The following is a 23854-nucleotide window of genomic DNA, read 5'->3' as shown; positions in this document are numbered from 1 at the left end:
GGGAGAGCACTACGGCCGTGGTGGGGGCTCGGGGGCTCCCCGCCACGGCCGTTACGCGTAACAACGCTTTCGTGGGTGCGGGGTTACGCCGATCGGCGCGCGCTCCGGCGCGGGGTCACCGGGGCCACCTGGGCCACCGGGGTCACGGGGGCCACGGTCCGTCCTCGACCGCTGGACGGGCCGGGAACGCCGCGACCCGTCCGGCGTAGCCGCGGGACGCTCCTGTTGCCCGGGTGGGTGTGCCGCATTTGACTGTCGATGGGCGGATGCCGGTACGGAGGTGGCAGTGGTGCTCTCGGCAAGGAACCTGTTCCAGGAGATCCTCGACGAGGACGAGTCGTTCCGGCTGTTCTGTTCCATTGCGGCGAGCGGGGAGTCCCAGGGGGGCTGGGAGAACGGCCGTATCGCGGCCCTCGTGCCCGAGAGCCAGCGTGCCCTGGCGCCCAAGATCACGCGGCACGGCGCGGACGAGGACAAGCACGGCCGGATCTTCCACGCGCTGCTGAAGAAGCGCGGGCTGCAGCCGGTCGAGGTCCCGCACGAGACCGACTACACGATGCTGCTGGAGAAGCACGGCATCGGCCTCGCCCATGAGCGGCTGGGGCGCCGGGAGCCGCTCTCCGAGCACGACATCATCACCTACCTCGCGCACAGCAGGGTCACCGAACAGCGTGCCTCCGAGCAGATGAAGCTGCTGCGCAAGCACTTCGCCGACCACCCCGACCTCGGCCGCGCGGTGCGGATGATCTCGAACGACGAGGACAACCACCTGGCCTACTGCCACGAGGAGTTGATCCGGCTCGCCCTCGTCGGACACGGCCGTACCATCCAGCGCGTCCTGCGCGAGTGCGCGCTCGCCGAGATCCGGGTGTACCGCGACGTCAGCCTCGCCGTGATGGACCACATGGGCCGCATCCTCGGCTGGCCCCGGGTCAAGGCGGCGGCGCTGACCGCGGGGATCCACGGGATCTACGCGTACGAACGGCTCCTGGGATGGCGGCGCATGGTGAGCCTGGAGCCGCCCGAGCGGCGCGACGCACTGGGCGGTCCCGCCGCGCAGGCGGCCGAGTCCGACTGATCCGGGCACCGCGGCGGACCGGCCGTCAGAGCCAGCCGCGCCGCTTGAACTGCCGGTACAGGCCGAACACCACGGAACCCATCAGCACGATCACCACCGGATAGGCCCACGCCCAGCCGAGTTCCGGCATGTGCTTGAAGTTCATGCCGTAGATCCCCGCCACCATCGTCGGTACGGCGGCCATCGCCGCCCAGGCCGAGATCTTGCGCATGTCGTCGTTCTGCCGCACGCCCACCTGGGCCAGATGCGCCGCGAGGATGTCGGAGAGCAGCCGGTCGAGCCCGTCCACATACTCGTTGGCACGCGTCAGATGGTCGCTCACGTCGCGGAAGAACGGCTGCGAGTGCTCGGGGACGAACGGCACTTCCGCGCTCGCCAGACGGGCCATGGGGGCGCTCAGCGGCCCGGCGGCCCGGCGGAACTCCAGGAGCTGCCGCTTGAAGGTGTAGATGCGGGACGCGGTGTTCTTGGTGTCCGTGGTGCCGGTCGGCGCGAACACCTCGGTCTCCAGCTCCTCCAGGTCGGCCTGGAGCTCGCCCGCCACCTCGATGTAGTGGTCGACCACGGCGTCGCTGATCGCGTACAGCACTGCGGTCGGCCCGTGCTTGAGGACCTCCGGCTCCGACTCCAGCCGGCGGCGTACCGCGGCGAGCGGCGCGCCCTCCCCGTGCCGGACCGTCACGACGAAGGAATCGCCGATGAAGGCCATCAGCTCGTCGGTGGTGACGGTGTCGCTCAGGTGCTCGTACACCACCGGCTTGATGACCGCGAAGAGCGAGTCGTCGTAGACCTCCAGCTTGGGCCGCTGGTGCGCGCTCAGGGCGTCCTCCACGGCCAGCGGATGGAGTCCGAACTCGCTGCTGACGCGGTTGACCTCCTGCTCCGTCGGCTCGTACAGGCCGATCCAGAGAAACGCGTCCCCGGTCGCCCGTGCCTCCGCGAGGGCATCGGAAAGATCGGCGGGGCCTTCGGTACGACGCCCGTCCCGGTAGATCGCACAGTCCACAATCACGGCGCGCATTCTTCCCTGCCCCGCTCCCCGGCGCACCTCACCGCCGGCAGCGGCCTACGCTGGCCCGTATGCCCACCCTGATCCTCGTACGCCATGGACGCTCCACCGCCAACACGGCCGGGGTGCTCGCGGGCCGGACGCCCGGTGTCGCGCTCGACGAGCGCGGCGCCGCCCAGGCCGCGGCGCTGCCCGGACGGCTGGCCGCACTGCCGCTGGCCGCCGTCGTCAGCAGCCCCCTGCAGCGCTGCCGGGAGACCCTGCGGCCCCTGCTCGACGCGCGGCCGGAACTGACGCTGCACACCGAGGAGCGGATCAACGAGTGCGACTACGGCGACTGGTCGGGACGCAAGCTCGCCGAACTCACCGACGAGCCGCTGATGGGCGTCGTGCAACAGCATCCGTCGGCCGCGGCGTTCCCCGGTGGTGAGTCCATGCGCGCCATGCAGGCGCGCGCCGTCGACGCCGTGCGGCACTGGAACGCGCGGATCGAGGCCGAGCACGGTGGCGACGCCGCCTACGTGATGTGCTCCCACGGCGACATCATCAAGGCCCTCGTCGCCGACGCGCTCGGCCTCCATCTCGACCTCTTCCAGCGGATCCACGCCGATCCGTGTTCGGTCACCGCGATCCGCTACACCCGGCTGCGGCCCTTCCTGCTGCGGCTCGGCGACACCGGGGACCTGGCCTCGCTGGCGCCGCGGGAGCACACCGCCGAGGCGGCCCCGGACCGGCGACCGGCGGCGGACACCGATGCGGACGCGGCGGTCGGTGGCGGCGCTGGGGCGCCGTGATCGCTCCGCGCAGTAGGGTGGACGCGCCGTAGGCGCCCTTACCCGGTAACCCCCAAGGCCGCCGCCACCCCTCATCTGCCGTCAATTTTCAAGGGAGACAGGACGTGTCCCGTCAGGTGTTCCTCTACGACCCCCCGGACCGCTTCGTGGCCGGTACGGTCGGGTTGCCTGGACGTCGTACGTTCTTCCTGCAGGCATCCTCAGGCGGACGTGTCACCAGCGTGGCCCTGGAGAAGACTCAGGTCACCGCGCTCGCCGAGCGCATCGACGAACTGCTCGACGAGGTGGTGCGGCGGACCGGCGGAAACTCTCCGGTGCCCGCCGTGGCGCCCATGGACGTCACCGACACCGCGCCCCTCGACGTGCCCGTCGAGGAGGAGTTCCGGGTCGGCACGATGGCGCTCGCCTGGGACGGCGAGGAACAGCGCATGATCGTCGAGGCGCAGGCGCTCGTCGAGCTGGACGTGGAATCCGACGAGGATCTCGCGGAGGCCGAGGAGCGGCTGCTCCAGGACGAGGAGAACGGCCCGCCGATGCTCCGCGTCCGCCTCAGCGGGGCGCAGGCCCGGGCCTTCGCCAAGCGCGCCCTGGACGTCGTGAACGCCGGACGCCCGCCGTGCCCGCTGTGCAGCCTGCCGCTCGACCCGGAAGGACACGTATGCCCGCGCCAGAACGGATACCGTCGCGGAGCCTGACCGACACCGAACTGGTCACCGTGCTCGCCGAGGGCCGGCTCACCGTTCTTGGCCAGGTCCGCGGGGCGTCCAACGCGGTGCTCTGCTGCACGGTCGCCCACGACGGCGACGAGGTGACGTGCGTCTACAAGCCCGTGGCCGGGGAACGGCCCCTGTGGGACTTCCCCGACGGCACGCTCGCCCGGCGCGAGGTGGCCGCGTACGAGATCTCCGAGGTGACCGGTTGGGGGCTCATACCGCCCACCGTGCTCCGGGACGGTCCGTACGGCGAGGGCATGTGCCAGCTGTGGATCGAGGCGGCGCCCCAGGACGACGAGTCCTCCCCGGACGGCCTGCCGCCGCTCCTCGCGCTCGTCGACGACGAGGAGCCGGCGGAGGGCTGGAAGGCCGTCGCCCTCGCCGAGGTGGGGGAGGGGAGGACGGCCCTGCTGGTGCACGCGGACGATCCGCGGCTGCGGCGGCTCGCGGTCCTCGACGCCGTGATCAACAACGGTGACCGCAAGGGTGGCCATCTGCTGCCCGCACCCGGCGGCCGGCTCTACGGCATCGATCACGGCGTGACCTTCAACGCCGAGGACAAGCTGCGCACGCTGCTGTGGGGATGGGCGGGGGAGCCGCTGACGGCCGAGGCCGTCGAGGTCGTGGACCGGCTGGCTGCGGAGCTGGCGCCGGGGACCTCGCTCGTCACCCGGCTGGCCGAGCTGATCACCGCGGCCGAGATCGAGGCGTTGCGGGGACGCGTGGCGGGGCTGAAGGCCTCGGGGCGGCACCCGGAACCGAGCGGCGAGTGGCCGTCGATCCCCTGGCCACCGGTGTGACGAAATCGAGCCACTCCGGCGACCGAGGGGCGGGACACGGTGGGCTTGCCCGTACCTGAGCTGATGAACCCACACCGCGCAAGACCGCCTCTTCGGCCAGGATCGGGTATCCGGTTCGTATCCGGAACCTGCATCCGGTTACGCTCGTGACATGCATGCCTGGCCCGCTTCTGAGGTCCCCGCCCTGCCTGGCAAGGGCCGCGACCTTCGGATCCACGACACCGCGACCGGCGGACGGATCACTCTTGACCCCGGTCCCGTCGCCCGTATCTACGTCTGCGGCATCACGCCGTACGACGCGACCCACATGGGTCATGCGGCGACCTACAACGCGTTCGACCTCGTTCAGCGCGTGTGGCTCGACACCAAGCGGCTGGTCCACTATGTCCAGAACGTGACCGACGTGGACGATCCGCTGCTGGAGCGGGCCGTGCGCGACGGTCAGGACTGGACCGAGCTCGCCGAGCGCGAGACGGCTCTGTTCCGCGAGGACATGACTGCCCTGCGCATGCTCCCGCCGAAGCACTACATCGGCGCCGTGGAGGCGATACCGGGCATCGTCCCGCTCGTCGAACGGCTCCGGGACGCGGGCGCCGCCTACGAGCTCGACGGGGACGTCTACTTCTCCGTCGAGACCGACCCGCACTTCGGCGGGGTCTCCCACCTCGACGCCGAGGCGATGCGGCTGCTCTCCGCCGAGCGAGGCGGTGACCCGGAGCGCCCGGGCAAGAAGAACCCGCTCGACCCGATGCTCTGGATGGCCGCCCGTGAGGGCGAGCCGAGCTGGGACGGGGCCTCCCTCGGCCCCGGCCGCCCGGGCTGGCACATCGAGTGCGTCGCCATCGCCCTGGACCACCTCGGCATGGGCTTCGACGTTCAGGGAGGCGGGTCCGATCTCGCCTTCCCGCACCACGAGATGGGCGCTTCGCACGCCCAGGTGCTGACCGGCGAGCATCCGTTCGCGCAGGCGTACGTACACGCCGGAATGGTCGCCCTGGACGGCGAGAAGATGTCCAAGTCCAGGGGCAACCTGGTCTTCGTGTCGAAGCTCCGCCACGACGGCGTGGACCCGGCGGCGATCCGCCTCGCCCTGCTGTCGCACCACTACCGGTCCGACTGGGAGTGGACCGATCAGGTGCTCGCCGATGCCGTCGAGCGGCTCGGACGCTGGCGTTCCGCCGTCTCCCGGCCCGACGGACTGCCCGCCGAGGCCCTGGTCGAGGAGGTCCGCGAGGCCCTCGCCGACGACCTGGACGCACCGGCCGCGCTGGCCGCCGTGGACCGCTGGGCCGAGCGTCAGAACGCCGAGGGCGGTACGGACGAGGGCGCGCCCGGCCTCGTCTCGCGCACCGTCGACGCGCTGCTGGGTGTCGCTCTGTAGCGTCGCCCGCAACTGCCGCGCGCGGTGACAGCGCGCGGACCGCCATCTCATGAGCCGGCCTTGGACTTCTCGACGAAGTTCAGGGCCGGTTCCGTTTTGTCCATGGTGCCCGACGGCTGGCAGGTCGCACCGGCCGCGACCGTGGACCGGATCCCGGCGGGCACCACCCGGCGGGTCGAGGTGCCGGTCACCCCGGCGAGGGACGCCGCGGCGGGGGAGGCGAGGATCACCGCGCTCGCCCGCTACCGGTCGGCCGGTGAATCCCGCACCACCGCCCAGCGGTTCGCCGCCACGGTGATGCCACCGCCGCTCACCGGCGAGGCCTGGGCGAGCGATCTGGTGTGGCTGACGTCGGTGAACGGCTACGGGCCCGCCGAACGGGACCGCAGCAACGGCGAGTCGGGCGCCGCCGACGGACACCCCCTCACGCTGGCGGGGAAGGTGTACGAGAAGGGCATCGGCACCCATGCCGACTCCGACATCGAGGTATATCTCGGCGGACGCTGCTCGAAGTTCACCGCCGACGTCGGGATCGACGACGAGATCAACGGCTACGGCGAAGTGGCGTTCTCCGTCGAGGCGGACGGCAAGGTGCTGTAGACCTCGCCGAAGGTGACGGGGGCGTCCGCGACCGTACCCGTCGATGTGCGGCTCGACGGGGCGCGCCATGTGCATCTGATGGTCACGGACACCAATGGGTCCAAGACCGGTGACCACGGGGACTGGGCCGCGGCGCGATTCACCTGCTCCTGACGGACCCGGATGTCCCGGAACGTCCGGATGCCCGTGAACGACCCGGACACCAGATGGTGGTGAATGACCCGGACGGCACAGGCAGCGCCGGGCGGGTGCGTACGTACCGTACGTCCCGCCCGGCGCTCCACCGGTCGTATCAGTCCTCCGAGGAGTCCTCCGATGAATCCTGGGGGCCGTCGCCCCCGTCGTGACCGCCGTCGCCGTCCTCGTCCTCCTGGCCGGCCGGAGACTGCCGGCCGGGTCCCGTCCCGCCGCCGGATTCCGGCCGGAGCGGCTTCGGCGAACGGGTGCGGCCACCGGAGGTGTCGCGCAGATACGAGGCGTCGCCACTCTCCGTCGCATGCCCGCCGGGCCCCTGGCCCGGACCGACGTCCCTGCGGCGCAGATAGCGCTCGAACTCCCGGGCGATGGCCTCGCCGCTCGCCTCGGGGAGCTCCGCGGTGTCCCGGGCCTCCTCCAGCGTCTGCACGTACTCCGCCACTTCGCTGTCCTCGGAGGCCAGTTGGTCCACGCCGACCTGCCAGGCACGGGCGTCCTCGGGCAGTTCGCCCAGCGGGATGCGCAGGCCGATAAGGTCCTCCAAGCGGTTGAGCAGCGCGAGGGTGGCCTTCGGATTGGGTGGCTGCGACACGTAGTGCGGCACCGCCGCCCACAGACTCACCGCGGGCACGCCCGCGTGCGTGCAGGCCTCCTGGAGGATGCCGACGATGCCCGTCGGGCCCTCGTACCTGGTCTCTTCCAGGTCCATGGTCCGCGCCAGATCCGGGTCGGAGGTGACTCCGCTGACCGGCACCGGGCGGGTGTGCGGGGTGTCGCCGAGCAGTGCGCCCAGGATCACCACCATCTCCACGCCCAGCTCATGGGCGAAGGCCAGGATCTCGTTGCAGAACGAGCGCCAGCGCATGGACGGTTCGATACCGCGGACCAGGACGAGGTCACGGGGCTTCTCCCCGCCCACACGGACCACGGAGAGCCGGGTGGTCGGCCAGGTGATCTTGCGCACCCCGCCGTCCAGCCAGACCGTCGGCCGGTTGACCTGGAAGTCGTAGTAGTCCTCGGCGTCCAGTGCCGCGAACACCTCTCCCTTCCACTCCCGGTCCAGATGCGCGACCGCCGTGGAGGCGGCGTCACCTGCGTCGTTCCATCCCTCGAACGCGGCCACCATGACCGGGTCGATCAGCTCGGGAACCCCCTCGAGCTCGATCACCCAGGCCTCCTTCCGAAGTTCCCTTGTGTACGCACCAACCTTACGGCTTCCGGCCACTCCCACCGCAGCCCCTGTGCACAGCCGGGTGAACCTGTGCCACGGGGGTGCATCACCGGTCGAATCAGGGCATCAGTCTCTGAATACATCCGAGCTGTGTCCGTCAATTTCGCCCCGACTCTGGACGTTGGGGCCTTCCTGACGCTATACATCGGATGATCAGAACAGAGGTCCGATGTTATTCCCCTGGGGGCGCACATGAGTCAGACCGTCACGGATTTCGAGGTTCACGACATCCGATTTCCGACCTCGGAACAACTGGACGGCTCGGACGCCATGAACGCCGATCCCGACTACTCGGCCGCCTACGTCGTCCTGCGTACCGAAATTCTCGACGAGGGCGCCGTCGTCGAGGGACATGGCTTCTGTTTCACCATCGGGCGCGGCAACGAGGTGATGGCCGCCGCCATCGAGGCGCTGCGCCCGTACGTCGTGGGGCGCCCGGCGCCCAGGACCGCGGCCGACCTCGCCGCACTGCACCGCGAGCTCACCCATGACTCCCAACTGCGCTGGCTCGGCCCCGAGAAGGGCGTGATGCACATGGCGGCCGGCGCGGTCGTCAACGCGGCCTGGGACCTGGCGGCGAAGCAGGCGGGCAGGCCCGTCTGGCAGTTCCTCGCCGAGATGACGCCCGAGGAGCTCGTCTCGCTCGTCGACTTCCGCTATCTCACCGACGCCCTCACCCCCGACGAGGCCCTCGCGATCCTGCGGGCCGCCGAACCGGGGCGGGCCGAGCGCGCCGAGCGGCTGCGCGCCGAGGGCTACCCCGCATACACCACCTCGCCGGGCTGGCTGGGATACACCGACGACAAGCTGGTCCGGCTGGCGAAGGAGGCCGTCGCCGACGGCTTCACCCAGATCAAGCTGAAGGTCGGCGGCGACATCCGCGACGACGTCCGCAGACTCGCGCTGGCCCGCGAGGCCGTCGGGCCGGACATCCGGATCGCCGTCGACGCCAACCAGCGCTGGGACGTCGCCGACGCGGTGGAGTGGATGACCGCGCTCGCGCCGTTCGACCCGCACTGGATCGAGGAGCCGACCAGCCCGGACGACATCCTCGGCCACGCGGCCGTCCGCGCCGGGCAGCCCGTCAAGGTCGCCACCGGTGAACACGTCGCCAACCGGGTCGTGTTCAAGCAGCTGCTGCAGGCCGGAGCCGTCGACTTCGTCCAGATCGACGCGGCCCGGGTCGCGGGCGTCAACGAGAACCTGGCGATCCTGCTGCTCGCCGCCAAGTACGACGTGCCGGTCTGCCCGCACGCGGGCGGAGTCGGGCTCTGCGAGCTGGTGCAACACCTCTCGATGTTCGACTATGTGGCGGTCTCCGGAAGCCGGGAGAACCGAGTGATCGAGTACGTCGACCATCTCCACGAACACTTCGCCGACCCCACCGTGATCGAGAACGGCCGTTACGCCGCGCCTGATTCACCGGGCTTCTCCGCCCGGATGCTCCCCGAGTCGATCGCCGCGCACCGCTATCCGGAGGGCCCCGTATGGCAGGCCCGCCGCACCACCGAGGAGGCCAACTGATGACCGGCACACGCGACTTCGAGGGGATGAACGCCCTGGTGACGGGCGGTGCCTCCGGCATCGGCGCCGCCGTCGCGACCCTGCTGCTGGCGCGCGGCGCCCAGGTGGCGGTGCTCGACCGGGAGACCGCGGGCGCCCCCGCGGGCGTCCTGGCCGTCAAGGCGGACGTCACCGACGACCACGCCGTGCGCGAGGCGGTCGACCGGGCGGCCGGCGAACTCGGCGGCCTGCATACCGTCGTGTCCAACGCGGGCATCGGTTCCATCGGCACCGTCGAGGACAACGCCGACGAGGAGTGGACCCGGGTCCTGGACATCAACGTCCTCGGCATGGTCCGTACCGCCCGGCACGCCCTGCCCCATCTGCGGAGCGCGGCGGCCGAACGCCCCGGTGCCGTCTCGATCACCCAGACCTGCTCGATCGCCGCGACCGCCGGGCTGCCGCAGCGCGCCCTGTACAGCGCGAGCAAGGGCGCGGTCCTCTCCCTGACCCTCGCGATGGCCGCCGACCACGTCCGCGAGGGCATCCGGGTCAACTGCGTCAACCCGGGCACCGCGGACACCCCGTGGATCGGCCGGCTCCTCGGACAGGCCGACGACCCGGTCGCCGAACGGGCCGCGCTGGACGCCCGCCAGCCGCTCGGGCGGCTGGTCTCGGCCGATGAGGTGGCCGCCGCGATCGTCTACCTCGCGAGCCCCGCCGCCGCCTCCGTCACCGGCACGGCACTCGCCGTCGACGGCGGAATGCAGGGCCTGCGCCTGCGCCCCGCCGAAAGCTGATCAAGGACGCGCGGCCCCCGGGCCTGTCCGGCCCTGATCCGCCGGACAGGCCCGAGCCGCACCACCGGGCCGCGCCCCCGAGCACCATGCACCGCCGCTCTGCCCGCAGAGCTCCGACCGGTACTCCGCCAAGGATTGGGACACCAATGAGAGTGCGTACGAAGAGTGCGGCAGCCTGCGCCGTACTGCTGGCCGTCACTGCCCTCGCGGGCTGCAACCGCGAGTCCTCGGCCGACGGCGCGGGAGGCGGGAAGGTCGGAATCGACCTGCCGCGCAGCGACAGCGACTTCTGGAACTCGTACCAGAACTATGTGCAGAAGGGGGTCAACGCGGGCGAGGTCAAGGCCCTGCCGCTGACCAACTCGCAGAATGACATCGGCAAGCTGGTCGCCAACGTCCAGACCTTCACCGACCAGGGCGCCAAGGCCGTCGTGATGGCACCCCAGGACACCGGTGCGATAGCCGAATCGCTCAACACGCTGAACGAGAAGAAGATCCCCGTCATCAGCGTCGACACCCGCCCCGACAAGGGCAACATCTACATGGTGGTGCGGGCCGACAACAAGGCGTACGGGACCAACGCCTGCAAGTACCTCGGCGAGCAGCTGAAGGGCAAGGGCAAGGTCGTCGAGTTCCAGGGCGACCTCGCCTCGATCAACGGCCGTGACCGGTCCGAGGCGTTCAAGGCCTGCATGGACAAGGACTTTCCCGGCATCAAGGTCTTCGAGCTGGCCACCGACTGGAAGGGCGACGTCGCCTCCGCCAAGCTCCAGGCCACCCTGGCCGCCAACCCCGACATCAACGGCATCTACATGCAGGCGGGCGGCGTCTTCCTGCAGCCCACCCTCGCGCTCCTGGAGCAGAAGAAGCTGCTGAAGCCGGCCGGTACGCCGGGCCACATCACGATCATCTCCAACGACGGCATCCCGGAGGAGTTCGACGCCATCAAGGCGGGGAAGATCGACGCGACGATCTCGCAGCCCGCCGACCTGTACGCGAAGTACGCGCTGTACTACGCGAAGGCGGCCCTGGACGGCAAGACCTTCAAGGAAGGCCCGACCGACCACGACTCGAACATCATCAGGATCCCGAACGGCTTCGAGGACCAACTCCCCGCGCCCCTGGTGACCAAGGACAACGTGGACGACCCGAAACTGTGGGCCAATCAGCTGGAGAAGAAGAGCTAGTGCCGGTCGCGGCACTAGCCGTGACTCCTCCCTCTCGGTAACGAGGAACCGGGACGCGGCCAAGCCCTGACCGCTGCCCGGGGGCAGAGCACCGAATTACTACAGCGCTTCAAGGGGTCTGATGGAAAAGGCACCGCCCGCCGTACAGGCGGCGGGCATCGTCAAACGCTTCGGTCCGACCGTGGCGCTCGACGGGGTGAAGCTCACCGTGCGGCCCGGTGAGTCCCACGCCCTCGTCGGCCGCAACGGCGCGGGCAAGTCGACGCTGGTCAGTGTCCTGACCGGGCTCCACAAGGCGGACGCGGGCACGGTCACCTTCGGTGGGGAGCCCGCGCCCGCCTTCGGGGACACCACGGCCTGGCAGTCGAAGGTCGCCTGCGTCTACCAGAAGTCGATGGTCGTCCCCGATCTGACCGTCGCCGAGAACCTCTTCCTCAACCGCTTCGACGACCACGCCCGCTGGATCAGCTGGGGGAAGCTCCGCAAGCGGGCCGAGGGGCTCCTCGCCGAGTACGGCGTCCAGGTCGACCCCGGCACCCGGGCGCGCGATCTCGCCGTCGAGCAGCGGCAGTTCGTCGAGATCGCGCGGGCGCTGTCCTTCGGCGCCCGGCTGATCATCCTGGACGAGCCGACCGCCCAGCTCGATGCCCGCGGCATCGGGCGGCTCTTCGACAAACTCAGGGAACTGCAGAGCCAGGGAGTGGCGTTCCTCTTCATCTCCCACCATCTGCAGGAGGTGTACGAGCTGTGCACGGCGGTCACCGTCTACCGCGACGCCCGTCATGTGCTCAGCGCGCCGGTCGCCGACGTGGCCAAGGCGGAACTGGTGGCGGCGATGACCGGCGAACAGTCCGCCGGCGCCACCGCCTGGCACGCGAGCGGTGACGGCGCGACGGCTCGGGACGAATCGACCGCCCCCGTCCTGCGGACCGAACACCTCACCCTCCAGGGCCGGTTCGAACCCCTGGACCTGGAGGTCCGCCCCGGCGAGGTGCTCGGCCTGGCCGGCTCCGCGGCCAGCGGCAACACGGCCCTGGGCGAGACCCTGGCCGGAATGCGCAAGGCGAGCGGCGGCACGGTCTCCGTCCACGGCAGGGCCGTGCGCTCCGGCAGCGTGCCGCACGCACTGGACGCCGGGATCGGCTACATCCCCGAGGACCGGCACGACCAGGGCCTCGTCCTGGAACGCAGCGTCGCCGAGAACGCCACCCTCACCGTCACCGACCAGCTCGGCCCGTGGGGGACCGTACTGCCCTCCCGTACCAGGGAGTTCGCACGGACCATGATCACCTCGCTGGACATCAAGACACAGGGGCCCGAGCAGCCCGTCTCCGGACTCTCCGGCGGAAACCAGCAGAAGGTGGTGGTCGCCCGCGCGCTGGCCCGCAATCCGAGCGTGCTGGTGGCGGTCCGGCCCACCGCGGGTGTGGACGTCAAGTCCAAGGACTCGCTGCTCGGAGTCGTACGGCGGGTCGCCGACGAGGGGAACGCCGCAGTGATCATCTCGGACGAACTGGACGATCTGCGGGTCTGCGACCGGGTACTCGCCCTGTTCCACGGGCGTGTGGTTGCGACATTCGCCAGCGGGTGGACCGACGGGGAACTCGTCGCCGCCATGGAAGGTGTGGGGGAAAGGGAATGACCGGCACGGTACGGCCCGCGGCGGCCGACGACATCAACGGCGGGTCCAAGGGCTCCTTGACGGGCGAACGCCCGCTGGACCGGCTGAAGCTGATCCGGTGGAGCGACTTCTCGCTGGTACCGGTGATCCTGGTGCTGATGGTGATCGGGTTCATCGTCTCGCCGGTGTTCCTGACCTCCGAGAACCTGATCAGCGTCGTCCAGCAGTCCTCCGAGCTGAGCCTGCTGGTCCTGGGCCAGGCGCTGATCCTGATCTGCGGGCGGATGGACCTGTCGCTGGAGTCGACGATCGGCATCGCACCCGTCGTCGCGATGTGGCTCGTCCTGCCCACCGAGGGCGGCCGCTTCGCGGGCCTGGGCCTGCTGCCCACCTGGTCGGCGATCCCGCTCTGTCTGCTCGTGGGCCTCGCCATCGGTGCCGTCAACGGCTTCCTGATGCTGAAACTGCGGGTCAACGGCTTCATCGCCACGCTCGGCATGCTCACCATGCTGCGCGGCCTCCACATCGGCATCACCGAGGGCAAGTCCATCACCGACGTTCCGGAGTCCTTCCGCTACCTCGGCAAAAGCGAGTGGTTCGGCGCACCGGCCGCTGTCTGGATCTGCCTGGCGCTGTTCGCCGTCGGCGGCGCCGCGCTGGCCTGGCTGCGCCACGGGCGTTCGCTGTACGCGATCGGTGGCAACCCGGAGGCCGCGCGCGCCGCGGGCATCCGGGTGGACCGCGTCACCTGGATCGTCCTCGCCATCGGCGGTCTGCTGGCGGCCTTCGCGGGCATCCTCTACACCGGCCACTATGGATCGGTCGCGGCGACCCAGGGCAACGGCTGGATCTTCCAGGTGTTCGCCGCCGCGGTCATCGGCGGCATCAGCCTCAAGGGCGGCCGCGGCACCCTGTTCGGCGCGCTGACCGGCGTACTGACGCTCCAGCTGGTGGTCAACGTGATGACCCTCGGCGGTGTCCCGGCGCTGTGGAACCAGTTCCTCAACGGCGCGATCATCATCGTCGCCCTGGTCATCTCCCGCTTCGCGAGCGGCGAGAAGCAGGACTGAGGCCCGCCTCCCGAACGCCGGACGGGCAGATCCGGCCCGTCCGGCGTTCGAGGACCGGGGTCCGGGGTTCCGGGGTCCGGGGCGGAGCCCCGGTTACGGGAGGGGGCTGTGGGGGAAACAACCCACCAGCCCCTTCCCGCACTACAGCGTCGACCGCAACCACTGCTCCACGCTCGCCACATGCACCGTCGCCCACGCCCGCGCGGCCTCCGCGTCCCGGTCCCGCAGCGCCGACACGATCGCCCGGTGCTCATGGAGCGTGCGGCTCACCGCGTCCTCCTGCGTCAGACCGCGCCAGACCCGCGCCCGGGTCGTCGGCCCCGACAGCCCGTCGAGCAGCGAGCAGAGCACCGAGTTCCCGGAGGACTGCACGATCCCGCGGTGGAACTCCAGATCGCAGGCGACCAGCTCCTCCACCGAGGGCTGCGCGCCCAGGGCGTCCAACTGCGAGCTCAGCAAGTCCAGTTGGGCCTCGCTGATCCGGGTGGCCGCCATCGCCGTCGCCGCCGGTTCCAGGATCCGGCGGACCGCCAAGAATTCGAGCACCGTGTCGTCGCGGTGGAAGTCCACGACGAAGCTCAGCGCCTCCAGCAGCAACTGCGGATCGAGGCTGGTCACATACGTGCCGTCGCCCTGCCGCACATCGAGGATGCGGATCAGCGACAGGGCGCGCACCGCCTCCCGGAGGGAGTTGCGTGAGAGCCCCAGCTCGGCCGCGAGTTCGCTCTCCTTGGGGAGCCGGTCGCCGGGCCGTAGCGCACCCGAGACGATCATTCCCTTGATCTTCTCGATCGCCTCGTCGGTGACAGCCATGACGGTCCTCCTGGATCCGGGCGGGAATCAGACATCCGATGTCTCCCCTCATTATGCGGGTCGGAAGAGACTGATGAACCAGGTCTGCCGCAGGTCGTCCCGGGGGACCGCACACGCACGGCGCCCGTACGGCGCGCCCACCGGCCCGAGGCCTCCCCGGCGGGCGGACATACGGACATACGGACGGGGCGGCCCCACCCGGGAACCGCCCCGTCCGACGCGTACGGCCCCTCAGCCCCGGTCGCCGAGCATGGACTCGACGCCGGCCCGGATCTCGTCCGTCGCCAGGCCCCGGATCGTCAGCGTCGTCCGGCGGCGCAGCACGTCGTCCGCGGTCTCGGCCCACTCGTGATCACGCGCGTAGGCGACCTGCGCCCAGATCTCCGGCGCGTCCGGGTGGACGCGCTCGGCCAGCGCCGGGTTCTCGTTCGCCAGCCGTGCGATGTCGAAGGCGAGCGAGCCGTAGTGGGTGGCGAGGTGGCGAGCCGTGTCGGCCGCCATCCGCGGGCCGGGCGTACCGCCGTCGATCAGCAGCCGGTGCGCCACCGCGTTCGGGTTGGCGATGCCGGGCAGCGGGAGCTTCTTCGGCAGCCGCGAGATCGGCTCCATGTCGTCCGCCAGAGAGTGGCCGGGGAGCGCGGCCAGCTTGTTCATCACCGTACGGCCGATGTGGCGGAACGTCGTCCACTTGCCGCCCGCGACCGACAGCATCCCGCCGCGGCCCTCCGTCACGACCGTCTCGCGCTTGGCCTTGGACGTGTCGCCCGGGCTGCCGGGCAGCACCCGCAGACCCGCGAAGGAGTACGTGATCAGATCGCGCGACAGCTGCTGGTCCTTGATGGAGAAAGCGGCCTCGTCCAGGATCTGCGCGGTGTCCTTCTCGTTGACCGCGACGTCCGCCGGATCGCCCTCGTACTCCTCGTCCGTCGTGCCGAGCAGCAGCATGTCCTCCCAGGGCAGGGCGAACGCGATCCGGTACTTGTCGATCGGGGTCGCCAGCGCGGCCTTCCACGGCCGCGTCCGCTTCAGGACCAGGTGCGCGCCCTTGGAAAGACGTATCGAAGGAGCCGCGCCGGCGTCCTCCATCTTCCGCAGGTGATCGACCCACGGGCCGGTGGCGTTCAGCACCAGACGGGCGTTGACGCCGAACTCCGTACCGTCCGTACGGTCCTCCAGGTCGGCGCCCGTCACCCGGCCCCGGGTGAACCGCAGCCCGGTCACCGCCGCGTGGTTGAGGACGACCGCACCCGCGTCGACGGCCGCGCGGACCGTCATCAGCGCCATCCGGGCATCGTTCATCTGGTCGTCGCCGTAGACCGCGACGGCCTTCAGACCGTCCGTACGCAGCTCCGGCACATCGCGCTGCGCCTTCGCCGGGCTGATCACGTGCCCGACCCCGTCACCGAACGCGGAGAGCGCCGAGTACGCGAACACACCGGCGCCGAGCTTGGCCGCGCCGTGCGGGCCGCCCTTGTAGACCGGCAGGTAGAAGGTGAGCGGATTGGCCAGGTGCGGTGCGACCTGACGGGACACCGCACGGCGCTCGAAGTGATTCTCCGCGACGAGCTTCACCGCACCGGTCTGCAGGTAGCGCAGACCGCCGTGGAGGAGCTTGGAGGAGGCGGAGGAAGTGGCGCCGGCGAAGTCGCCGGCGTCCACCAGGGCCACCCGCAGCCCGGACTGCGCGGCGTGCCAGGCGGTGGAGATGCCCAGGATGCCGCCACCGATCACCAGGAGGTCGTACGCAGCCTTGGACAGCTGCTCCCGGGTCTCGGCGCGGCTCGGGAGGGAGCCGGAGGCCGGGTGTGTCCCGAGTGCCGGGACGCTCTGCAGGGTGGTCATGGTGATTACTCCTCGTCTTCGAGCCAGCCCAGGGTCCGTTCCACGGCCTTGAGCCAGCTCTTGTACTCGCGGTCGCGGGTGTCCGCGTCCATGCGGGGTGTCCACTCGGCGGCCCGGCGCCAGTTGGCGCGCAGCGCGTCGGTGTCCGGCCAGAAGCCGACGGCGAGACCGGCGGCGTAGGCGGCGCCGAGGCAGGTCGTCTCGGCGACCATGGGCCGCACCACGGGTGCGTCCAGGAAGTCGGCGAGCGTCTGCATCAGCAAGTTGTTGGAGGTCATGCCGCCGTCGACCTTCAGGGCGGCGAGTTCGACACCGGAGTCCTTCGTCATGGCGTCGGTGATCTCCCGGGTCTGCCAGGCGGTGGCCTCCAGGACGGCACGGGCGATGTGGGCCTTGGTGACGTACCGGGTCAGGCCGGCGATGACGCCGCGGGCGTCGGAGCGCCAGTACGGGGCGAACAGACCGGAGAAGGCGGGCACGAAGTACGCGCCGCCGTTGTCCTCGACCGACAAGGCCAGCGTCTCGATCTCGGCCGCCGAGTTGATCAGGCCCATCTGGTCGCGCATCCACTGCACCAGCGAGCCGGTGACGGCGATGGAGCCTTCCAGGGCGTAGACCGGCTTCTGTTCGCCGATCCGGTACCCGACGGTCGTCAGCAGTCCGTTGTACGAGTTGACGGGCGTCTCACCGGTGTTCATCAGCATGAAGGTGCCGGTGCCGTACGTGGACTTGGCCTCGCCCTCGGAGAAACAGGTCTGGCCGAAGAGGGCCGCCTGCTGGTCGCCGAGCGCGGAGGCGACCGGGACGCCGTCCAGGACGCCGCCCTTCGCGGTGCCGTACACCTCGGCGGAGGAGCGGATCTCGGGCAGCACGGCCGCCGGGATCTCCATGGACGCGAGGATCTTGGTGTCCCACGTCATGGAGTGCAGGTTCATCAGGAGGGTGCGCGAGGCGTTGGTGACGTCGGTGACGTGGACGCCGCCGTTCGTACCGCCGGTCAGGTTCCAGATGACCCAGGAGTCCATCGTGCCGAAGAGGATGTCGCCGCGCTCGGCGCGCTCGCGCAGCCCCTCGACGTTGTCGAGCAGCCAGCGGACCTTGGGGCCCGCGAAGTACGAGGCGAGCGGCAGACCGGTCTCGCGGCGGAAGCGGTCCTGGCCCACATTGCGGCCGAGCTCCTTGCAGAGCGCGTCGGTGCGGGTGTCCTGCCAGACGAGGGCGTTGTGGACCGGCTCACCGGTGTTCTTGTCCCAGAGCAGCGTGGTCTCGCGCTGGTTGGTGATGCCGATGGCCTTCACGTCGGCGGCGGTGATGCCCGCCTTGACGACGGCGCCCGCCACGACCTCCTGGACGTTCTCCCAGATTTCCCTCGCGTTGTGCTCGACCCAGCCCGGCTTCGGGAAGATCTGCTCGTGCTCCTTCTGGTCGACGGAGACGATCCGGCCGTCCTTGTCGAAGACGATGCAGCGGCTGGAGGTGGTGCCCTGGTCGATGGCCGCGATGAACGGGCCGGTGGTGTGTGCGTCGGTCACGGTGTGCTCCCGGAAGTCTGTGTGGTCGTGAGGGTTGCGGCTCTGTACGTCACAGCTCTGTACGTCACGGCTCAGGCGAAGGCCACGTTGTAGAGCCCGCCCGCGATCGCGCCGCCGACGAGCGGTCCGACGACCGGGATCCATGCGTAGCCCCAGTCGGAGCCGCCCTTGTTCGGCAGCGGAAGCAGCGCGTGCACGATACGCGGACCGAGGTCGCGAACCGGGTTGATCGCGTAACCCGTCGGCCCGCCGAGCGAGAGACCGATACCGACGACGACCAGCGCGGTGACCAATGCGCCGAGCGTGCCGAGGCCGTTGCCGTCGTTGTTGAGGCCCTGGGTGAGGATCGCCAGGACGAGCACGACGGTGGCGATGATCTCGGTGGCGAGGTTCTGCACCGCGTGCCGGATCTCGGGGCCGGTGGAGAAGATGCCCAGCACCGGGCCTGCCTTCGGGGCGGAGGACTGGTCGACCATGGCCTCTTCACCCGGCTGGGCGCCCACGATCTCCGGATCTGTGAGATGCGCCCGGAACTGCCCGTAGTACGTCAGCCAGACCAGCACCGCGCCGATCATCGCGCCGAACAGCTGGGAGACGAGGTACAGCGGCACGTCGCTCCACTTGGTGCCGCCCTCGATCGCGAGACCGATCGTGACCGCCGGATTGAGATGCGCGCCGGACACGCCGCCGGCCAGATACGCGCCGGTCAGGACTGCGAAACCCCACCCGAAGGTGATGGCGAGCCAGCCGGCGTTCTGCGCCTTGGAGCGCTTGAGAGTGACGGCCGCGCAGACACCGCCGCCGAGCAGGATGAGTACGGCGGTACCTGTGGTCTCGCCGATGAAGATGTCGGAGCTGGACACCCGCGACTCCTTTGTCCTTCGTCCAGGGAAGCCGAACCCCGGGTCCCTCCGGTGGTCCGCGCCCTCACATGAGGGCGTTTTCCGGCCCTTGGCGCTGGCACACCGTAACGTGAAATTCCGTTAGCTGTTCGATAATGCCGACCGGTGAACGGCAATGCTTCCCCCAGGTGAAACACGCGTCAAGGGTTGTGTGGCCTAAAACTCGATCGTTACCGGCGGCCCGCGGGTGGCGCGGCCGCCGCCGGTGATCATTCGCTGCCGCGATCAGAAGGGCCGGGCGCCCAGATCCCTGGAGACCGCGCGGGCGCAGTCCCGCACCGCGGCGATCAGTTCGGGGCGCAGCTCCCCGTCCGCGCAGACCCGCTCCACCGCGCCGGTCACGGCCACCGCGCCGACCGGCATCCGCCGCCGGTCGTGGATCGGGGCGGCCACCGCGGCCACGCCCTCCCAGGTCTCCTCCACGTCGGCCGCCCAGCCGCGGGCCCGGATCAGATCGAGCATCGCTTCGAACTCCGCCGTATCGGTGACGGTGTGCGGGGTGAAGGACCTCCGCTCGGCCTCCATCGCCTCGGTGTGCGCCACCGGGTCGTACGCCGAGAGCACCTTGCCCAGGGCCGTGGAGTGCAGCGGCTGCATGGCCCCGACCTCCAGGACCTGCCGGCTGTCGTCGGGCCGGAACACGTGGTGGACGATGAGGACGCCCTGCTGGTGAAGGACCCCCAGATGGGCGCTCTCGCCGCTGGAGCGGGCCAGGTCGTCCGTCCAGACGAGCGCGCGCGCCCGCAGCTCGTGGACGTCCAGATAGCTGTTGCCCAGGCGCAGCAGCTCGGCGCCCAGCTGATAACGGCCGGACGCCGCGTCCTGCTCGACGAAGCCCTCGTGCTGGAGCGTGCGCAGAATGCCGTGTGCGGTGCCCTTGGCCAGGCCCAGTGAAGAGGCGATGTCGGACAGCCCCAGCCGACGCTCGCCACCTGCCAGCAGGCGCAGCATCGCCGCCGCCCGCTCCAGCGACTGGATGTTCTTGGCCATCGCGCCGTACTCCTCCACCTCGGTTCGACAATGCTGAACATTATCGGTCGATGCCGACCCTTGCGTGAGCGCGCAGGAAAACCGCGGCACCACTGCGATCCGGACATCCCCCCGCACAGCATGCCGTCCGTTCCGTGGGACGGAGTGACGGCCCCGGGCGTCGCCCGGCTACGCTGGCGTGGTGCGCCTTCCGCCGAAGCCGCAAAGCCGACAGCCGTCGCATCCCAGGGAGTACATCCATGGCCTCGTCGCCGACCCCTTCCGCCGACAGCCGGAACCGAGCCGAAGCCCTCCGTGAGGCACTCGCCACCCGGGTGGTGGTGGCCGACGGTGCCATGGGCACCATGCTCCAGGCACAGGACCCGACCCTCGAGGACTTCCAGAACCTCGAAGGCTGCAACGAGATCCTGAACGTCACGCGCCCCGACATCGTGCGCTCCGTGCACGAGGAGTACTTCGCCGTCGGCGTGGACTGCGTCGAGACGAACACCTTCGGCGCCAACCTGGCCGCCCTGGGCGAGTACGACATCGCCGAGCGGGTCTTCGAGCTCTCCGAGTCCGGCGCGCGCATCGCCCGCGAGGTCGCCGACGAATTCACCGCCTCCACCGGACAGCAGCGCTGGGTGCTCGGCTCCATGGGCCCGGGCACGAAGCTGCCGACGCTGGGCCACGCCCCGTACACCAAACTCCGCGACGCCTACCAGCAGAACGCCGAGGGCATGATCGCCGGCGGTGCCGACGCCCTCCTGGTCGAGACCACCCAGGACCTGCTGCAGACCAAGGCCTCCGTCATCGGCGCCCGCCGCGCCCTGGAGGCCACCGGGGCCAACCTCCCGGTGATCTGCTCCGTCACCGTCGAGACGACCGGCACCATGCTGCTCGGCTCCGAGATCGGTGCGGCGCTCACCGCCCTGGAGCCGCTCGGCATCGACCTCATCGGTCTGAACTGCGCCACCGGCCCGGCCGAGATGAGCGAGCACCTGCGCTATCTCGCCCGGCACTCGCGCATCCCGCTCTCCTGCATGCCCAACGCCGGCCTCCCCGTGCTCGGCAAGGACGGCGCGCACTACCCGCTGTCCCCGGCCGAGCTGGCCGACGCCCAGGAGACCTTCGTCCGCGAGTACGGCCTCGCGCTGGTCGGCGGCTGCTGCGGTACGACCCCGGAGCACCTGCGCCAGGTCGTCGAGCGGGTCCGCGGCGTCGCCGTCACCCCCCGCGTCCCGCACCCCGAGCCGGGCGCCGCGTCCCTCTACCAGACCGTCCCGTTCCGCCAGGACACCTCGTACCTCGCGATCGGCGAGCGGACGAACGCCAACGGCTCCAAGAAGTTCCGCGAGGCGATGCTGGCGGCCCGCTGGGACGACTGCGTGGAGATGGCCCGCGACCAGATCCGCGAGGGCGCCCACATGCTCGACCTCTGCGTCGACTACGTGGGCCGCGACGGAGTGGCGGACATGGAGGAACTGGCCGGCCGCTTCGCCACCGCCTCCACCCTGCCGATCGTGCTCGACTCCACCGAACTGCCCGTCCTGCGCGCCGGTCTGGAGAAGCTCGGCGGCCGTGCCGTCCTCAACTCCATCAACTACGAGGACGGCGACGGCCCCGAGTCCCGCTTCGCCAAGGTCACCGCGCTGGCCGCCGAGCACGGCGCCGCGCTGATCGCCCTGACCATCGACGAGGAGGGCCAGGCCCGCACGGTCGAGCACAAGGTCGCCGTCGCCGAGCGGCTCATCGCGGACCTGACCGGCAACTGGGGCATCCAGGAGTCGGACATCCTCATCGACACCCTGACCTTCACGATCTGCACCGGCCAGGAGGAATCCCGCGGCGACGGCGTCGCCACCATCGGGGCCATCCGCGAACTGAAGAAGCGCCACCCCGACGTACAGACGACGCTCGGCCTGTCCAACATCTCCTTCGGCCTCAACCCGGCCGCCCGTGTCGTTCTCAACTCCGTCTTCCTCGACGAGTGCGTCAAGGCCGGTCTCGACTCCGCGATCGTGCACGCCTCCAAGATCCTTCCGATCGCACGCCTCGAAGAGGAGCAGGTCGAGGTCGCGCTCGACCTCATCTACGACCGGCGCTCCGAGGGCTACGACCCCCTCCAGAAGCTCATGGAGCTCTTCGAGGGCGTCAGCACGAAGTCGATGAAGGCGGGCAAGGCCGAGGAACTCCTCGCCCTGCCGCTCGACGAACGCCTCCAGCGCCGCATCATCGACGGCGAGAAGAACGGCCTGGAGACCGACCTCGACGAGGCCCTGAGGACCCGCCCGGCCCTCGACATCGTCAACGACACCCTCCTGGAGGGCATGAAGGTCGTCGGCGAGCTCTTCGGCTCCGGCCAGATGCAGCTGCCGTTCGTGCTCCAGTCCGCCGAGGTCATGAAGACCGCGGTGGCCTACCTGGAGCCGCACATGGAGAAGTCCGACGCCGAGGGCAAGGGCACCATCGTCCTGGCCACCGTCCGCGGCGACGTCCACGACATCGGCAAGAACCTCGTCGACATCATCCTCTCCAACAACGGCTACAACGTCGTGAACCTCGGCATCAAGCAGCCCGTCTCCGCGATCCTGGAGGCCGCCGAGGAGCACCGCGCCGACGTCATCGGCATGTCCGGCCTGCTGGTGAAGTCCACCGTGATCATGAAGGAGAACCTGGAGGAGCTGAACCAGCGCAAGCTGGCCGCCGACTTCCCGGTGATCCTCGGCGGCGCCGCCCTCACCCGGGCCTACGTCGAGCAGGACCTCCACGAGATCTACGAGGGCGAGGTCCGCTACGCCCGCGACGCGTTCGAGGGACTGCGCCTGATGGACGCCCTGATCGCGGTCAAGCGCGGCGTGCCCGGCGCCGTCCTTCCGGAACTCAAGCAGCGCCGCGTTCCCAAGCGCGACACTGCGGTCCTGGAGGTCGACGAGCCGCAGGAGGGCGTCCGCTCCGACGTCGCCGTGGACAACCCGGTCCCCGAGCCCCCCTTCTGGGGTACCCGGGTCGTCAAGGGCATTCAGCTCAAGGAGTACGCGTCCTGGCTGGACGAGGGCGCGCTCTTCAAGGGCCAGTGGGGCCTGAAGCAGGCCCGCGCCGGTGACGGACCGACGTACGAGGAACTGGTCGAGACCGAGGGCCGCCCGCACCTGCGCGGCTGGCTCGACAAGCTCCACACCGAGAACCTGCTGGAAGCCGCCGTCGTCTACGGCTACTTCCCCTGTGTCTCCAAGGGCGAAGACCTGATCCTGCTCCACGAGGACGGTTCCGAGCGCACCCGCTTCACCTTCCCGCGCCAGCGCCGTGGCCGCCGCCTCTGCCTCGCGGACTTCTTCCGCCCCGAGGAGTCCGGCGAGACGGACGTGATCGGTCTCCAGGTCGTCACCGTCGGTTCGAAGATCGGCGGCGAGACCGCCAAACTCTTCGAGGCCAACGCCTACCGCGACTACCTGGAGCTGCACGGCCTGTCCGTACAGCTGGCCGAGGCCCTCGCCGAGTACTGGCACGCCCGCGTCCGCTCCGAGCTCGGCTTCGGCGGCGAGGACCCGGCCGATGTCGAGGACATGTTCGCCCTGAAGTACCGCGGAGCGCGCTTCTCCCTCGGCTACGGCGCCTGCCCCGACCTGGAGGACCGGGCGAAGATCGCCGAGCTGCTCCAGCCGGAGCGGATCGGCGTGCAGCTCTCGGAGGAATTCCAGCTGCACCCGGAGCAGTCCACCGACGCGATCGTCATCCATCACCCGGAGGCGAAGTACTTCAACGCGCGGTAGGACTGCGTTCGACGCGTCGCAGCAGAACAAGTCGTAGACTG

General features: G+C 70.2%; 18 protein-coding genes and 1 pseudogene. 12 read left to right on the top strand and 7 right to left on the bottom strand.

Annotated features, from left to right (window positions below):
* Positions 1 to 289: 289 nt before the first annotated feature.
* On the top strand, positions 290 to 1078 hold the full coding sequence (locus OG936_RS05600; RefSeq protein WP_406492927.1) for a ferritin-like domain-containing protein: 789 nt from the start codon (positions 290 to 292) through the stop codon (positions 1076 to 1078).
* A gap of 25 nt (positions 1079 to 1103) precedes the next feature.
* On the opposite strand, the gene corA is transcribed toward OG936_RS05600, so the two are convergent.
* A complete protein-coding gene (gene corA, locus OG936_RS05595; protein WP_406492925.1) occupies positions 1104 to 2099 on the bottom strand; it encodes a magnesium/cobalt transporter CorA in 996 nt (331 codons plus the stop codon).
* 59 nt (positions 2100 to 2158) lie between these two features.
* Here corA and OG936_RS05590 point away from each other — a divergent pair, with 59 nt between their 5' ends.
* From OG936_RS05590 to OG936_RS05570, 5 genes and pseudogenes are all read left to right on the top strand, one after another.
* A complete protein-coding gene (locus OG936_RS05590) occupies positions 2159 to 2881 on the top strand; it encodes a histidine phosphatase family protein (protein WP_406492923.1) in 723 nt (240 codons plus the stop codon).
* Between the two features lie 104 nt (positions 2882 to 2985).
* A complete protein-coding gene (locus OG936_RS05585; RefSeq protein WP_406492922.1) occupies positions 2986 to 3576 on the top strand; it encodes a DUF3090 domain-containing protein in 591 nt (196 codons plus the stop codon).
* Positions 3540 to 4394 carry an SCO1664 family protein gene (locus OG936_RS05580; RefSeq protein WP_406492920.1) on the top strand — a complete coding sequence of 285 codons (855 nt, stop codon included), beginning with the start codon at positions 3540 to 3542 and terminating at the stop codon, positions 4392 to 4394. The genes OG936_RS05585 and OG936_RS05580 overlap by 37 nt, the downstream gene beginning before the upstream one ends.
* Before the next feature lie 151 nt (positions 4395 to 4545).
* A complete protein-coding gene (gene mshC / locus OG936_RS05575) occupies positions 4546 to 5775 on the top strand; it encodes a cysteine--1-D-myo-inosityl 2-amino-2-deoxy-alpha-D-glucopyranoside ligase (protein WP_406492918.1) in 1230 nt (409 codons plus the stop codon).
* A 90-nt stretch (positions 5776 to 5865) separates the two neighbouring features.
* Positions 5866 to 6528: pseudogene (locus OG936_RS05570) on the top strand (NPCBM/NEW2 domain-containing protein); the annotation flags it as partial.
* Positions 6529 to 6667: 139 nt separating this feature from the next.
* Here the strand turns inward: OG936_RS05570 and OG936_RS05565 are convergent.
* Entirely contained in the window at positions 6668 to 7738 is a 1071-nt protein-coding gene (locus OG936_RS05565) for a PAC2 family protein (RefSeq protein WP_406492916.1), read from the bottom strand.
* 255 nt (positions 7739 to 7993) lie between these two features.
* On the opposite strand from OG936_RS05565, the gene OG936_RS05560 reads away from it, so the two are divergent.
* From OG936_RS05560 to OG936_RS05540, 5 genes are all read left to right on the top strand, one after another.
* Complete coding sequence (locus OG936_RS05560; RefSeq protein WP_406492914.1) at positions 7994 to 9325, top strand: L-fuconate dehydratase; 1332 nt, start codon at positions 7994 to 7996, stop codon at positions 9323 to 9325.
* Entirely contained in the window at positions 9325 to 10104 is a 780-nt protein-coding gene (locus tag OG936_RS05555; RefSeq protein ID WP_383753747.1) for an SDR family NAD(P)-dependent oxidoreductase, read from the top strand. The genes OG936_RS05560 and OG936_RS05555 overlap by 1 nt, the downstream gene beginning before the upstream one ends.
* Before the next feature lie 146 nt (positions 10105 to 10250).
* A complete protein-coding gene (locus OG936_RS05550; RefSeq protein ID WP_406492912.1) occupies positions 10251 to 11291 on the top strand; it encodes a sugar ABC transporter substrate-binding protein in 1041 nt (346 codons plus the stop codon).
* A 121-nt stretch (positions 11292 to 11412) separates the two neighbouring features.
* The gene (locus tag OG936_RS05545; protein WP_406492911.1) at positions 11413 to 12933 is read left to right on the top strand and encodes a sugar ABC transporter ATP-binding protein; all 1521 of its coding nucleotides are present in this window, start codon (positions 11413 to 11415) and stop codon (positions 12931 to 12933) included.
* The gene (locus tag OG936_RS05540; RefSeq protein ID WP_266745249.1) at positions 12930 to 13982 is read left to right on the top strand and encodes an ABC transporter permease; all 1053 of its coding nucleotides are present in this window, start codon (positions 12930 to 12932) and stop codon (positions 13980 to 13982) included. Before OG936_RS05545 ends, OG936_RS05540 begins: the two co-directional genes overlap by 4 nt.
* A 141-nt stretch (positions 13983 to 14123) precedes the next feature.
* Here the strand turns inward: OG936_RS05540 and OG936_RS05535 are convergent, their stop codons facing one another.
* The 5 genes from OG936_RS05535 to OG936_RS05515 form a co-directional block, all read right to left on the bottom strand.
* A complete protein-coding gene (locus OG936_RS05535) occupies positions 14124 to 14795 on the bottom strand; it encodes a FadR/GntR family transcriptional regulator (protein WP_384458404.1) in 672 nt (223 codons plus the stop codon).
* A gap of 231 nt (positions 14796 to 15026) precedes the next feature.
* The gene (locus OG936_RS05530) at positions 15027 to 16637 is read right to left on the bottom strand and encodes an FAD-dependent oxidoreductase (protein ID WP_406492908.1); all 1611 of its coding nucleotides are present in this window, start codon (positions 16635 to 16637) and stop codon (positions 15027 to 15029) included.
* Positions 16638 to 16642: 5 nt separating this feature from the next.
* Complete coding sequence (gene glpK, locus OG936_RS05525; RefSeq protein ID WP_266745247.1) at positions 16643 to 18169, bottom strand: glycerol kinase GlpK; 1527 nt, start codon at positions 18167 to 18169, stop codon at positions 16643 to 16645.
* 71 nt (positions 18170 to 18240) lie between these two features.
* Positions 18241 to 19032 carry an MIP/aquaporin family protein gene (locus OG936_RS05520; RefSeq protein ID WP_266745246.1) on the bottom strand — a complete coding sequence of 264 codons (792 nt, stop codon included), beginning with the start codon at positions 19030 to 19032 and terminating at the stop codon, positions 18241 to 18243.
* 264 nt (positions 19033 to 19296) lie between these two features.
* Positions 19297 to 20061 carry an IclR family transcriptional regulator gene (locus tag OG936_RS05515; RefSeq protein WP_383753731.1) on the bottom strand — a complete coding sequence of 255 codons (765 nt, stop codon included), beginning with the start codon at positions 20059 to 20061 and terminating at the stop codon, positions 19297 to 19299.
* Between the two features lie 239 nt (positions 20062 to 20300).
* Here OG936_RS05515 and metH point away from each other — a divergent pair, with 239 nt between their 5' ends.
* Complete coding sequence (metH, locus tag OG936_RS05510; RefSeq protein WP_406492906.1) at positions 20301 to 23813, top strand: methionine synthase; 3513 nt, start codon at positions 20301 to 20303, stop codon at positions 23811 to 23813.
* Positions 23814 to 23854: the final 41 nt, after the last annotated feature.

Source organism: Streptomyces sp. NBC_00846, assembly GCF_045207325.1.
In the GTDB taxonomy this organism is placed as follows: domain Bacteria; phylum Actinomycetota; class Actinomycetes; order Streptomycetales; family Streptomycetaceae; genus Streptomyces.
This window is presented reverse-complemented; position numbering and strand designations above follow the sequence as displayed.